Origin of the sequence: Planosporangium spinosum, assembly GCF_049999945.1 — a bacterium.
Lineage (GTDB): Bacteria > Actinomycetota > Actinomycetes > Mycobacteriales > Micromonosporaceae > Planosporangium > Planosporangium spinosum.
The window spans coordinates 1-12,739 of record NZ_JBLYUB010000014.1 but is presented as its reverse complement, the minus strand read 5'-3'; the positions used below and the strand labels follow the sequence as shown (position 1 = coordinate 12,739).

At 71.8% G+C, this 12,739-nt stretch carries 16 protein-coding genes; 11 read left to right on the top strand and 5 right to left on the bottom strand.

What is annotated here, in order from left to right:
* Positions 1-92 precede the first annotated feature (92 nt).
* Together ACNTMW_RS19095 and leuE are read left to right on the top strand one after the other, a co-directional pair.
* Positions 93-1,025: a DMT family transporter gene (locus ACNTMW_RS19095; RefSeq protein WP_426635031.1), complete on the top strand. Its 933-nt coding sequence runs from the start codon at positions 93-95 to the stop codon at positions 1,023-1,025.
* Between the two features lie 171 nt (positions 1,026-1,196).
* On the top strand, positions 1,197-1,898 hold the full coding sequence (gene leuE / locus ACNTMW_RS19090; RefSeq protein WP_426635030.1) for a leucine efflux protein LeuE: 702 nt from the start codon (positions 1,197-1,199) through the stop codon (positions 1,896-1,898).
* A 96-nt stretch (positions 1,899-1,994) separates the two neighbouring features.
* Here leuE and ACNTMW_RS19085 read toward each other — a convergent pair whose 3' ends face one another.
* Complete coding sequence (locus ACNTMW_RS19085) at positions 1,995-2,573, bottom strand: TetR/AcrR family transcriptional regulator (RefSeq protein ID WP_426635029.1); 579 nt, start codon at positions 2,571-2,573, stop codon at positions 1,995-1,997.
* Positions 2,574-2,670: 97 nt separating this feature from the next.
* Here ACNTMW_RS19085 and ACNTMW_RS19080 point away from each other — a divergent pair, with 97 nt between their 5' ends.
* Positions 2,671-3,027, top strand: a complete 357-nt coding sequence (locus tag ACNTMW_RS19080) for a nuclear transport factor 2 family protein (protein WP_426635028.1) — start codon at positions 2,671-2,673, stop codon at positions 3,025-3,027.
* Positions 3,028-3,067: 40 nt separating this feature from the next.
* Here the strand turns inward: ACNTMW_RS19080 and ACNTMW_RS19075 are convergent, their stop codons facing one another.
* The gene (locus ACNTMW_RS19075; protein ID WP_426635027.1) at positions 3,068-3,619 is read right to left on the bottom strand and encodes a hypothetical protein; all 552 of its coding nucleotides are present in this window, start codon (positions 3,617-3,619) and stop codon (positions 3,068-3,070) included.
* 98 nt (positions 3,620-3,717) lie between these two features.
* Between ACNTMW_RS19075 and ACNTMW_RS19070 the strand changes: the two genes are divergently transcribed.
* From ACNTMW_RS19070 to ACNTMW_RS19055, 4 genes are all read left to right on the top strand, one after another.
* A complete protein-coding gene (locus ACNTMW_RS19070; RefSeq protein WP_426635026.1) occupies positions 3,718-4,104 on the top strand; it encodes a hypothetical protein in 387 nt (128 codons plus the stop codon).
* Between the two features lie 452 nt (positions 4,105-4,556).
* The gene (locus ACNTMW_RS19065; protein ID WP_426635025.1) at positions 4,557-5,030 is read left to right on the top strand and encodes a large conductance mechanosensitive channel protein MscL; all 474 of its coding nucleotides are present in this window, start codon (positions 4,557-4,559) and stop codon (positions 5,028-5,030) included.
* A gap of 131 nt (positions 5,031-5,161) precedes the next feature.
* Positions 5,162-6,565 carry a hemolysin family protein gene (locus ACNTMW_RS19060; RefSeq protein ID WP_426635024.1) on the top strand — a complete coding sequence of 468 codons (1,404 nt, stop codon included), beginning with the start codon at positions 5,162-5,164 and terminating at the stop codon, positions 6,563-6,565.
* A gap of 4 nt (positions 6,566-6,569) precedes the next feature.
* On the top strand, positions 6,570-7,355 hold the full coding sequence (locus ACNTMW_RS19055) for an alpha/beta hydrolase (RefSeq protein ID WP_426635023.1): 786 nt from the start codon (positions 6,570-6,572) through the stop codon (positions 7,353-7,355).
* Between the two features lie 116 nt (positions 7,356-7,471).
* On the opposite strand, the gene ACNTMW_RS19050 is transcribed toward ACNTMW_RS19055, so the two are convergent.
* A complete protein-coding gene (locus ACNTMW_RS19050) occupies positions 7,472-8,338 on the bottom strand; it encodes an IclR family transcriptional regulator domain-containing protein (protein ID WP_426635022.1) in 867 nt (288 codons plus the stop codon).
* A gap of 315 nt (positions 8,339-8,653) precedes the next feature.
* On the opposite strand from ACNTMW_RS19050, the gene ACNTMW_RS19045 reads away from it, so the two are divergent.
* Genes ACNTMW_RS19045 through ACNTMW_RS19030 form a run of 4 tightly spaced genes read left to right on the top strand, consistent with a single transcriptional unit; the run spans position 8,654 to position 11,944 of the window.
* A complete protein-coding gene (locus ACNTMW_RS19045; RefSeq protein WP_426635021.1) occupies positions 8,654-9,619 on the top strand; it encodes an ABC transporter substrate-binding protein in 966 nt (321 codons plus the stop codon).
* A 17-nt stretch (positions 9,620-9,636) separates the two neighbouring features.
* Positions 9,637-10,383 (top strand): ABC transporter permease, encoded by a 747-nt coding sequence (locus ACNTMW_RS19040; RefSeq protein ID WP_426635020.1) that lies wholly within the window; start codon positions 9,637-9,639, stop codon positions 10,381-10,383.
* Positions 10,380-11,150, top strand: a complete 771-nt coding sequence (locus tag ACNTMW_RS19035) for an ABC transporter permease (RefSeq protein ID WP_426635019.1) — start codon at positions 10,380-10,382, stop codon at positions 11,148-11,150. The genes ACNTMW_RS19040 and ACNTMW_RS19035 overlap by 4 nt, the downstream gene beginning before the upstream one ends.
* Before the next feature lie 14 nt (positions 11,151-11,164).
* Entirely contained in the window at positions 11,165-11,944 is a 780-nt protein-coding gene (locus tag ACNTMW_RS19030) for an ABC transporter ATP-binding protein (RefSeq protein ID WP_426635018.1), read from the top strand.
* Positions 11,945-12,091: 147 nt separating this feature from the next.
* On the opposite strand, the gene ACNTMW_RS19025 is transcribed toward ACNTMW_RS19030, so the two are convergent.
* A complete protein-coding gene (locus ACNTMW_RS19025; RefSeq protein WP_426635017.1) occupies positions 12,092-12,430 on the bottom strand; it encodes a hypothetical protein in 339 nt (112 codons plus the stop codon).
* A gap of 5 nt (positions 12,431-12,435) precedes the next feature.
* Positions 12,436-12,739, bottom strand: a 304-nt coding sequence (locus tag ACNTMW_RS19020; RefSeq protein WP_426635016.1) for a hypothetical protein, incomplete at its 5' end; no start/stop codon positions are given.

Below are 12,739 nucleotides of genomic sequence, written 5' to 3'. Positions count from 1 at the left end.
CGGACGAGAGAACGGCCGATGGACCGGCCCGGGCGACGAGCGGCCCGACCGCGGAGACACCGACCGGAGAGACACCGACCGGAGAGACAACAGTGGCCAGCGCGGCGGTCCACCCGGCGCCGGACCGGTCGCGGTGGGTGGGCGCGGCCCTGATCGCGACGTCCGCCGCGTCGTTCGGCGCGATGGCCATCTTCGCCCGCGTCGCGTACGACTCCGGCGCCAACGTGTTCACCGTGCTCACCCTGCGGTTCGCGCTCGCCGCGGCGGTCCTGCTGGTCGTCGTCCGGGTCCGGGGACTCCCGCTGCCACGCGGACGCACGCTGCTGGCGTTGGCCGCTCTCGGCGGAATCGGGTACGTGGGACAGTCGGTAACGTTCTTCACCGCGCTGACCCTCGCCCCCGCCGGCCTGGTGTCGCTGCTGCTGTACCTGTACCCGGGGTTCGTCACGGTGCTCGCTGCTGCCACCGGTCGCGAGCGGCTGACGCGGACCAAACTGGCGGCCCTGGTCCTCGCCCTCGTCGGCTCCGCGCTGACCGTCGGTGGTAGCGGCGGGCTCACCCGACCGACCTCCGGGATGGCGCTCGGGGTACTGCTGGGGGTGGCGGCCGCGGTCATCTACGCCGCATACATCGTGGCCGGTGCCGGGGTCACGGCGCGGGCCGGTGCGATACCGTCCACCGCGGTCATCACCGGCACCGCGGCGGTCGTCCTCGCCGTGCCGATGGCGGCGGGCGGGCCACGCCTGCCGCACGGTACCGGCGGCTGGGCGGCGGTCGGCGCCATCGCGCTCGTCAGCACCGTCCTGGCCATCGTCACGTTCTTCGCCGGGCTGGCGAGGCTCGGCCCCAGTACGGCCGCCACCCTGTCGACCCTCGAACCCGTCGTCACGGTCGCCCTCGCGGCCCTCCTGCTCGCGGAGCCGTTCGGGCCGGTCCAACTCGCCGGGGGCGCCCTCATTCTCACCGCCATCGTGCTGCTGGTCCACACCGGCCGGCAGCCACGCCCGGCGGCACCGGCCACGTAGCGCCCGTTCTCCGGCGCGCCATCCGGCCCAGTCGACTCCGGCCCAGTCGACTCCGGCCCCTATCTACTACACCTTTGTCGACTACGCCCCTGTCGACTACGCCCCTGTCGACTACGGCGTGTCGCCAAGGACACCCTGGTCAGTTCACCGGTGAGCGATCATCATGGGCGCATGCTGGGCATCACCAACCTCTGGGCGTACCTTCTCGGCACCGTGGCGATCGTTCTGCTGCCGGGGCCGAACTCGATGTACGTCCTGTCGGTGGCGGCCAGGCGAGGGGTACGGACCGGGTACGCCGGCGCGTGCGGGGTGTTCATCGGCGACGCGGTACTGATGACGCTGTCCGCCGCCGGGGTCGCCTCGCTGCTGCGCGCCGAGCCGGCGCTGTTCACGGTCGTCAAGTACGCCGGTGCCGGGTACCTGTGCTGGATCGGCGTGAACATGCTGCGCGGGGCGTGGCGGCGGTGGCGCCGACCGGAGCCGGAACTCGAACAACCGGCGACCACGGCACCGGCGACCGAGGCACCGGCGACCACGGCACCGGCGACCACGGCACCGGCGACCGAGGAGCGCGACCCGTTCCGGCGCGCCCTGGTAATCAGCCTGCTCAACCCGAAGGCGATCCTGTTCTTCGTGTCGTTCTTCATCCAGTTCGTCCAGCCCGGGTACCCGCACGCCTGGCTGTCGTTCCTGGTGCTCGGCGCGATCGTGGAACTGGTCAGCGCGGCGTACCTGACCACGCTGATCTTCACCGGCAGCTACCTGGCGGTCCAGTTCCGCCGCCGCCGCGCGCTGTCCAGCGCCCTGACCGCCGGGGTTGCGGCGATCTTCGTCGGTTTCGCGGTCAAGTTGGCGACCGCGTCACTCGGCTGACGGCCCCGACGGTGGGCCCGGCCCACTACCGACCGGCCGCGTGCCGCGAGGCTGACCGCGTGCGTGTAAGGCTGTCCGCGATGCCGCGCAGCCGGGTCACTCGGCATCCGGCTGGCGCGTCGCGTACGCGTCGATGAGCAGGCCCACCTCCCGGCCGAGCGCGGCCTTCGCTCCCGGGTCGCGGGCGAGCAGCAGGCCCGCTTCGCAGAGCGCCCCGACCAGCAGGTGGGTGCGGGCCTCGACGTTCCCCCCGCCCGCCCGCTCGAGTCCCCGGCGCAGCAGCGCGACGAGGTAGTCGTCCTCGATGCGGCGGACCTCCTGCCAGCCGAGTACCGCCGGGCCGTCCAGCAGGATGATCTGCCGCACGGCCGGGTCGAGACAGGCGTCGAGAAACGCGGCGCAACCGGCCCGTACGGCCGTCCACGGGTCGGTCGCCCCGCCCGCCGCGGCGACCAGCCGTTCCGCGAGCCGCTGCTCCTCCCGTACGAAGACCGCCCGGAACAGCCCGGCCTTGCCGTCGAAGTGGTGGTACACCGCCCCCTTGGTGACTCCGGTGGCACGGGCGACGTCCTCGATGGAGGTGGCCGCGTAGCCGTCGCGGCCGAACAGCCCGGCCGCCGTCTCCACGAGCCCCGAGGTCGTCGTCTCGGTCCGCTCCGCCTGCGTACGCCGCATCACGCCCCCTCCGTTGACACCACATACTACGGGTACGTAAATTGCGTACCGCAAGTACGTACCCTGAGTACGTTACTGGCTGACCGAGGAGATGGTGATGAACGGCTTCGTCGAACGGTGGACGGCGGCATGGGCCAGCCCCACGCCGGAGAAGATCCGCACCCTGACCGACCCGGATATCGTGCTGACCTGGCCGGGGCTGGCGGAGCCGATCCGCGGGGCGGACGCCTGGGTGAACCGGGTGGCCGGAACCCTCGACCGTTTCCCCGACCTGAGGCTCGAGGTGACGGGCCACGCTCAGCGCGACGACCTGCTGTTCATCAGCTGGCGGGCGCACGCGACTGTCGGCGGTGCCGCCACCGAGTGGCAGGGCGTCGATCGCATGCGGATGCGGAACGGTGTCGTGGTGGAGTCGTTGGTCGCGTTCGACACTGCGGCGTTGCGCGCCGGTTAGGCGTTGCGCGCCGGTTAGGCACAGGGCCACATCGTCGGGGTCAGCCGGTGAACAGGTCACCCTGCTCGTCGGGGCCGGTCTCGACGGGCGTGTGCGCCGGGGCCGGCCGGTCGACCTCCCGCAGCAGCGAGTACGACCGGCCCCCACCCGCGGGGCCGCGCCGCGGCGTGACCTGGCAGGTCACCATCCGGACCGGGGCCGGCGGGGGCTCGAACCGGCCGGTACCCCACCGCAGCCAGATCGCGATCCGCCCCGCCGCGGCCTCGGCGAGGAGCTTGTCGAGGGTACGGCGGCGGTCGGTGCGGTCGACCTCGACCACCACCGGGGCGCCGGTCGGCCGGGCACAGGCCACGTCCAGGCTCGACCGGCGGTGCTCGTACGGGGGCGGAAGGGGCAGCACGCTGGGCGCCCGCAGGTACACCCGCCAACCCTGCGCCCTCCCCCACGCGGCCGCCGCCTCGACCAGTAGCGCCGTAACCTGGTCCGGCCCCTGGTCGACGAAGGTCATGCCGCCGATCCAGGCAGCCAGCGACGCGGCCACCTGCTCACCGTCGGCCGGTCCACCGGCCACGGGTACACCCTCCACATCCACGTCGTAGACGCTAACGGCCTGGCACGCGCGGCGCGCGGGCGCGAGGATGGCGGCGACGCCGGTGTCCGGCGGCACCGGCCCGTCGGAGGGAGCAACCCATGACCGGACAGGATCGGCTGACGCTGCGCAACGTGTACCTGTACCTGGTCTGCCTCATCACGTTGGTGATCTCGATCTTCGCCGCGGTGGGCCTCGTCCGCAACGCGGTCGAACTGCTCTACCCCGAACCCGGGTACCTCGGGCTGGAACTCCCGGACAGCCCGTCCGGCCTCACCGCCGAGCAGCAGCGGCACCGGCAGCAGGTGGCCCGCGACGCGCAGCGGCGGCAGTCCGTACTGGGCCTGGTCGGCTCCGGCACGTTGCTGTTCATCGCCGGCCCGCTCTACGCGTACCACTGGCGGCGGGTGCAGGCCGAACGGCCGGTGGGCCGATCGGCGCCGGAACCGGCCGGACAGCCGGAACCGGGCCCCGCCGGGAGCGGGTGACTCCCCGCGCGTCGCGGACATTCGGCGCGGATTGGCCGGCCCGACGACGCGTAGCGACGGTACAACCGGGTATGGCGCCGGACCACCATGGTCGCGGACACGCCATCGCCACGCCCCGCTCGACGCGGCGCGGCAGGGAGGAGGGACGTCGTAGCCGTGGGCACGGGTCGGATCACGACAGGCACGGCACCGGGATCTGCTCCAAGAACCGGGGTGCCGGGCAGCCCTCGCCCTCAGCCACGGCTGGCCGCCCGCCGCCGACGACCTCGTGGCGATGAAGGAGGCGCCCGACCTGGCGGACGCGGTACTGGTGGACCACTCCACCGGCGGCGGTGAGGCGACCCGTTCGGCGCCCGCCGCGCTGAGACCCCGGGCGCCCGGCAGGCTACCCAGGGACGTCAGGGTCCACGTGCCCAGCGGTTGATGACTCCCGGCCACTGACAGGAACTCCGGTGACAGGGCGTCGCCGGTACGCACGTCTGGAGGGGACGATGCTCAAGGGCTTCAAGAACTTCCTCATGCGTGGTGACGTCATCGTCGCCGCCGTCGGCCTGGTTGTCGCGCTGGCGTTCAGCAACCTGGTCAACGCCTTCACCTCGTCCATCGTCAACCCGCTGGTCTCCCGCGCACAGGGGGGCAACTCCGTCGGGCTGGGGGTTCAGCTGGGCCGTCCGGGCAACACCAGGACGTTCCTGGACCTCGGCGCCTTCATCTCGGCGATCATCTACTTCATCATCTTCATGGCGGTGGTGTACTTCCTGATCGTCGTGCCGTACCGGCGCGTCCAGGCCCGCCGGGGTATCACGGTCTTCGGGCCTCCCACGCCCACCAAGACCTGCCCGGCGTGCCTGTCCGACGATCTGAAGCCCGCCGCCACCAAGTGCAAGTACTGCGGCAGCGACCAGCCGGTCACTTCCATCCGGTAGGTTCGCCAGAAGACCGGTAGGTCAGCAGCACGGCTGTCAATAGCACGGCTGCCGGTAGCACGGCTGTCAATAGCACGGCCATCAGTAGCACGGCCATCAGCGGTCCGACCAGCGGACCGACGGGGAGGGACGTGGACGGCTACGCGGCCCAGCTGGGGCTGGTCGTGATCCTGGTGCTGCTGAACGCGCTGTTCTCCGGCAGCGAGATCGCCCTGATCTCGCTGCGCGACAGCCAGGTGCACCAGCTGGAGCACCGCGGCAAACGGGGCCGGGCGCTCGCCCGCCTGGCCCGTGACCCCAACCTCTACCTGGCAACCATCCAGATCGGCATCACCCTGGCCGGTTTCCTCGCGTCGGCGACCGCCGCGGTGTCGCTGGCCGGCCCCCTCGTACCGGTCCTGGGTTTCCTCGGCGCGGCGGCCGGCCCGGTGGCCATCCTCGTCGTCACCGTCGTGCTGACCTTCTTCACCCTCGTCGTCGGCGAACTGGCGCCCAAGCGCATCGCCATGCAGCGCAGCGAGTCCTGGGCGCTGTTCGCCGCGCCCCTGCTCAACGGAGTGTCGACCCTGTCCCGTCCGGCGGTGTGGCTGCTGGCCAAGGCCACCGACCTGCTCGTCCGGCTGGCCGGTGCGGATCCGCACACGGCCCGCGAGGAGGTACCCGCCGAGGAGATCCGCGACCTCGTCTCGTCGCGTCGCGGGTTCAGCACCGAGCAGCGCACCATCATCTCCGGGGCCTTCGACATCGCCGACCGTACCCTCCGGGAGATCCTGGTGCCCCGCCGCGACGTGGTCAGCCTGCCCGCCGGGATGCCCGCCGCCGAGGCGGTGGTCGTCCTGTCCACCGTCGGCCACAGCCGGGCCCCCGTCGTACGCGGTGTGGAGCTCGACGACACCATCGGCGTGGTACACCTGCGCGACCTCGTCGACAACAGCACCTCCGGGGGCAACAGCACCTCCGGGGACAACAGCACCTCCGGGGACAACAGCACCACCGGTGGGAACGGCGCCACCGGGGACAACAGCACCACCGGTGGGAACGGCGCCACGGGTACGGTCGCCGACGACGCCCGGCCACCGCTGCTGCTGCCCGACACCCTGGCCGTGGTCGACGCGCTGCGGCAGATGCGCGCCGCCCGGCAGCATCTGGCCGTCGTCGTCGACGAGCACGGCGCCGCCAACGGCATCGTCACCCTGGAGGACGTCCTCGAGGAGATCGTCGGCGAGATCTACGACGAGACCGACCAGGACATCCAGTCGGTGGTCCGCCAGCTCGACGGAAGCCTGCTGGTACCGGGCGGGTTCCCGCTGCACGACCTCCCCGACATCGGCGTCGTCCTCCCCGACGTCGGCAACGGCGCCTACACCACCGTCGCCGGGCTCGTCCTCGACCGACTCGGCCACATCCCCACCGCGTCGGGAGAAGCGGTCGATCTCGACGGTTGGACGGCCCGGGTCGCCGCCGTCGAGGAGCGCGCCATCACCGCGGTACGGCTGCACCGCGCACCCGCCGCACCGGACGCCGGCGAGCGGTAGCGCGGTGGTGTCCCCGATCGGTGGGTTCCTGGGGCGGGTGCAGCGGCGGTTGACCTACTTCCCGGACCGGCAGCCGGTACCGGACGCGGCGACGGTCCTTCCCGGTGCGCGGGACGTGCTGCTCGACACGGCCGACCGGCTGCGGTTGGGCGCCTGGCTGGTGGCGCCGGCCGGGCCGGGGCGGGGCGTCGCCGTCCTGGTCGCGCCGGGCAACGCCGGTAGCCGGCTGGGTCGGGTGCCGCTCGCCCGGGCGCTGGCCGGCGCGGGGCTGACGGTGCTGCTGATCGACTACCGGGGCTACGGCGGCAACCCGGGAAGCCCGACGCAGTCCGGGCTCGCGCGGGACGTGCGCGCCGCGCGGGAGTACCTGGTCGGCTCCGCGGGGTTCACGCCGGACCGGATCGTCTACCTTGGCGAGAGCCTGGGTGCGGCGGTCGTCACCGAGCTGGCCGTGGCGCATCCGCCGGCCGGGCTGGTCCTGCGGTCGCCGTTCGTGGATCTCGCCGCGGTCGGCCGGCACCACTACCCGGTACTGCCGGTGCGCGCGCTGCTCCGCGAGCGCTACCCGGTGGCCGACCTGATCGGCGCCGTGACCGTGCCGACGGTGGTGATCTACGGTACGGCCGACTCCGTCGTGCCGCCCGGGCAGAGCCGGACGGTGGCCACCCGGGCGGGCGGTCCGCTCCGGGTGGTCGCGGTCGAGGGCGCCGACCACAACGACCCCGTGCTGCTCGACGGCGCGCCCGTGGTCGGCGCCGTCGTCGACCTCGCCGACCGCATCCGCGGCTGAGCCGCCGACCGCATCCGTGGCTGAGCCGCCGACCGCATCCGTGGCTGAGCCGCCGCCCCGTCTGCCCGCTCGACCCGTCGACGGTCCCGCCCGGTCCGGTCAGGTCCGGCGGGTCGTCACCCGCGCCGTCGCTCGCTCGGCAGGTCGGCCTCGATGCGGGCGGCGGTGGCCACGAGTGGCGGGACGAGGTCCCGGCGGATACGCTCCGGCGTCCACCGTCCCGCCGAGGCGGAGATGTTGATCGCGGCGATGGTGCGGCCGCGACGGTCGCGTACCGGCGCCGCGACCGCGCGTAACCCCTCCTCCAGCTCCTGGTCCACGATGGCCCACCCCTGGCCGCGGGCGCGCAGGATCTCGGCGCGCAGCGCCGATATGGAGCCGACCGTGTGGGAGGTCAGCCGGCCGGGCTCGACCTTCGCCAGGTACGCGTCGAGGTCGTCGTCGGGCAGGCCGGCCAGCAGGACACGCCCCATCGACGTGGCGTAGGCGGGGAACCGGGTGCCGACGTTGATCGCGACCGTCATGATCCGTGAGGTCGGGATGCGCGCGACGTACACGACGTCGTCGCCGTCCAGGACCGAGATCGACGAGGACTCGTTGACCTCGGCGACCAGCGCTTCCAGGTGCGGCTCGGCCACCTCGGGCAGCGACAGGCTCGACAGGTACGCGTACCCCAGTTCGAGCACGCGGGGGGTCAGTGAGTACCGGCGGCCGTCGGCGCGCACGTAGCCCAGGCCCACGAGGGTGAGCAGGAAGCGGCGGGCCGCGGCCCGGGTCACGGCGGTGGCCGCGGCGACCTCGCTGAGGGTCAGCTCGGGATGGTCGGCGTCGAACGCCCGGATGACCGCCAGGCCGCGCTCCAGCGACTGGACGAAGTCCGGCCCGCGGGTGATCCGGTCGTTCGCGGGTTCGGTGTCCTCGGCTCGCCCCTCGCCGGAGGAACCCGGGTCGCGTCGGGTACGCGGACGCTCCACCTGGGTCATGTCATCAACTCCGGCCGGGTTCACTGAGAGACGGTGTTCGCGTAGAGACGGTGTTCGCGTAGAGACGGGGTTCGCGTAGCGACGGTGTTCGCTTAGAGAACGAAAGTTCTACTAGCGGACAGTACGACCCACGTCACCATGCGGTCAACGTTCCTCCAGTGGGCGCTATCCGCGTATCTGCAGGGATTCCAGTCGCGGAATGGCCACGAATCGACGTGTGACATTGACGTGACGAGGGCCACGTCGTACGTTCTGCGAACGTAACGTGCGCTATACGAACGACCCGTCCGACCGCCCACTCGGGATGGAGTTCCGATGCGAAAGGTCTTCCCCGCCCTGCTCGCCGTGCTGGCCTTGGCGGCCACGTCGGCGTGCGGCGGCAATTCCTCCCCCGCCCCGCAGTCCGCCGCGCCGGGGCAGCCCGCCAAGGTCAAGGTCGGCGTCATCGCCATCGTCGATGTCGCCCCGATCTACCTCGGCAAGGAGAAGGGCTTCTTCAGCAAGCGGGGCATCGACCTCACCCTGGAGACCAGCCAGGGTGGCGCCGCGATCGTGCCCGCCGTGATGAGCGGCCAGTACACGTTCGGCTTCAGCAACATCACCTCGCTGGTGCTCGCCAAGTCGCGCGGACTGCCGGTCAAGATGGTCAGCAACGGCGTGGCCTCCACCGGCGTGGCCGGCAAGGACTTCGCCGGCGTCGTGGTGAAGGGCGACAGCCCGATCAAGACCGCCGCCGACCTCTCCGGCAGGACCGTCTCGGTCAACACCCTCAAGAACATCGGCGACACCACGGTCCGTGCCTCGGTCCGCAAGGCCGGCGGCAACCCGGCCGACATCAAGTTCACCGAGTTGGCCTTCCCCGACATGCCCGCCGCGCTCCAGGCCGGCCGCGTCGACGCCGCCTGGGTGGTCGAGCCGTTCCTGACCACCGCGATCGAGCAGGGTGCCCGCCTCGTCGCCTCCAACTACGTCGACGCGGCCCCGAACCTCACCATCGCCAGCTACTTCACCACCGAGCAGGTGGCCACCGGCCAGAAGGACCTCGTCGGCAAGTTCCAGGAGGCGATGAAGGAGTCGCTGGCCTACGCCGACGCCAACCCGGACGAGGTGCGTCGGGTCATCACCACGTACACGAGCATCAAGCCCGAGCTGGCCGCGAAGATCGCGCTGCCGACGTTCCCGGCGGAGATCAACAAGGCCTCGGTGCAGACCCTGACCGACCTGGCCGTCGGCGACAAGCTGCTGGACAAGGCGCCGGCGTTGGACACGCTCCTGCCGTGATACGTCGTCTCCTTCCCGTGACCGGCCTCCTGGGGTTCGCCCTGCTCCTGGAGGCCGTGCCGCGAATCGGACCGGTGTCGGCGACGTACCTGCCGCCCACGAGTGAGATCCTGGCGGCGCTGGTCGGGCAGCTGTCCCGGCCGGCGTTCTGGGGGGCGCTCGGTGACACCGTCGTCACCTGGCTGCTCGGGTTGGCGATCGCGATGGCCGCCGCGATCGTCACCGGCGTCGTGATCGGCTCGGTACCGGTACTGCGGGCGGCCACGGCGTCGACCGTGGAGTTCCTGCGACCGATCCCGTCGGTCGCGCTGATCCCGCTCGCGGTGCTGCTGTACGGCACCGGCCGGTCCAGCACCCTGCTGCTCGTCGTGTACGCGTCGTTCTGGCAGGCGTTCGTGCAGGTGATGCAGGGCGTCGCCGACGTGGACCCGGTGGCCTGGGACACCGCCCGCAGCTACCGGTTCGGGCGCTGGGCCCGGATCCGGTCGGTGCTGTGGCCGACCGCCCTGCCGTACGTGGTGACCGGTTTCCGGCTCGCCGCGTCGGTGGCGCTGGTCCTCACGATCACCGGCGAGCTCGTCATCGGCACGCCCGGCCTGGGCAAGGAGATCGCCCTGGCCCAGTCCGGCAACGCCGTCACCGACATGTACGCGCTGGTCGTGGTGACCGGTGTGGTCGGGGTGGCGGCGAACCTGCTCACCCGTACCGCCGAGCGACGGGTCCTGTCCTGGCACCCGTCCGTCCGGGGGGAGGTGGCGGCATGACCGCCCTCGTCAAACGCGCGGTACTGGCGCTCGCCCTGCCCGCCGCGCTCGTCGCCGCCTGGTGGTTCGCCAGCGCCGGCAGCGTCGACTTCTACCGTCCGCCGTTGCAGAAGATCCTGGCGGCGTTCGTCGACACCTGGATCGGCCCGCGGCTGGTCGACGACGTCCTGCCCAGCGTGGGGCGGCTCGTCACCGGCTACGCGCTGGCGCTGATCCTCGGGGTGGCGCTGGGCGTCCTGATCGGACTGTCGCCGGCGCTGCGAGCCGCCATCGAGCCGCTGCTGGAGTTCCTGCGCGCCATCCCGCCGCCGGTGCTGGTACCGATCATCATGCTGTTCACCTTCGGCAACAGCCTGAAGATCCTCGTCATCGTGTCGGGTTGCGTGTGGCCGATCCTGCTCAACACGGTCGAGGGCGTGCGTGCCGTGGACCCGGTGCTGCGGGACACCTGCGCGACGTACCGGATCACCGGCGCGACCCGGCTGCGCCAGCTCGTGCTGCGCTCGGCGAGTCCGCAGATCATGACCGGCGCGCGGCAGGCACTGTCGATCGGCATCATCCTCATGGTCATCAGCGAGATGTTCGCGGCCAGCAGCGGCCTGGGCTTCACGGTGGTGCAGTTCCAGCGCGGCTTCCAGATCCCGGAGATGTGGAGCGGCGTGCTGCTCCTGGGCCTGCTCGGGCTGGTGCTGTCGTGGACGTTCCGGCTCGTCGAGCGGCGCGTCCTGGCCTGGTACCACCGCCAGCGCGCCACCCACAGCCTGTGAAGAAGGAGACGCTCATGCTGGACGTCCAGCACCTCAGGAAGGTGTACGAGGGTCACGGCCGCCGGGTCGAGGCGGTCGGCGACCTCACCTTCACGCTCGCCGAGGGCGAGTTCGCCTGCCTGGTCGGCCCGTCCGGCTGCGGGAAGACCACGCTGCTGCGGTCCATCGCCGGCCTGCTGACGCCGACCTCCGGGTCGGTACACGTCGACGGCACGCCGGTCACCGGGCCGCCGCCGGGCATGGCCGTGGTGTTCCAGGAGTACGGGCGCAGCCTGTTCCCCTGGCTGCGGGTGGCCGACAACATCGAGCTGCCGCTGAAGCAGAAGGGACTGACCAAGGCGCGCCGGCGGGAGCTGGTGACCGAGGCGCTCGCCGCGGTCGGGCTCGCCGACGCGCACCACGCGTACCCGTGGCAGCTCTCCGGCGGCATGCAGCAGCGGGCGGCGATCGCGCGGGCCATCGCGTACGAGCCCCGCGTGCTCCTGATGGACGAACCGTTCGCCGCCGTCGACGCGCAGACCCGCGCCGACCTGGAGGACCTGGTGCGGTCGGTGTGGAAGCGGCTGGGCGTCACGCTGCTGTTCGTCACCCACGACATCGACGAGGCGGTCTACCTGGGCCAGCGGGTACTGATGCTCAGCGCGGCGCCGACCCGGGTAGCCGACGACCTGGTCATCGACCTGCCCGACGAGCGCGACCAGCTCACCACCCGGTCCGACCCCCGGTTCGTGGAGCTACGCGGCCACGTGTACGCCCAGATCCAGAAGGCGAAGCGGGACGCCGCCGCGAGCTGAGCGCCCCCGCCGCCCCCAGATCCGCGCAATGTCGCCGCGCACGGCCCCCAAGATCCGCGCAATGTCGCCGCGCACGGCCCCCAAGATCCGCGCAATGTCGCAATCTTTGCTGCCTCAGGTCGCCAGATAACAGCAATACGTGCGACATTATGCGGATCTTGGAGCGCCGGGAGCCGCGGCCAGCGCCGGTCGGCAGCCCGCGCCGGTCAACCGGCCGGGGCGGCCGGGGGCGGCCGGGGCGGTGTACGGCCGCACCAGAGCGGGATCACGCGTCGGTTGCTCAGCATTGTCGTCGGGCGCCCACTGTCCGAAGTGACCGACCATCTGTCGGCTATGGCGCGTGTGGTCGCAGGGCCAGACCCGGCCGCACTGCCGGCAGCAGCCGGTGCCGTCGATCTCGTGCAGCGCGAGGATCTGGCGGTGGTAGGCGACCTGCGCGGCGGCGTACTGCGCGAACGCGACGACCTGCGACCGGTACACGCCCATCGGTGTCACCACCGGCCGGTCTGCCGGTGCCGGCGGCGCAGGTACTCCGCCCAGCCGCCCGCGTCGGCCGGCACGCCGCAGGCGTACGCCAGGCCCTGGAGCGCCAGTCGCGACGGCGGGCACGGGTAGAGCTGGTTGGTACGGCCGCACTGCTGGCAGAAGCCGTCGACGGACGACGGCTGGGTTGCGTCCCACCGAGTGGTGTAGAAGCTGATCCACTTCGGCGTATCGCAGACATGAAGAGGGTCATCGCGTGAGTCTCTGTGTGAACGACCAAGAACACCCAGAGGACGGAGTACGCGATGACCC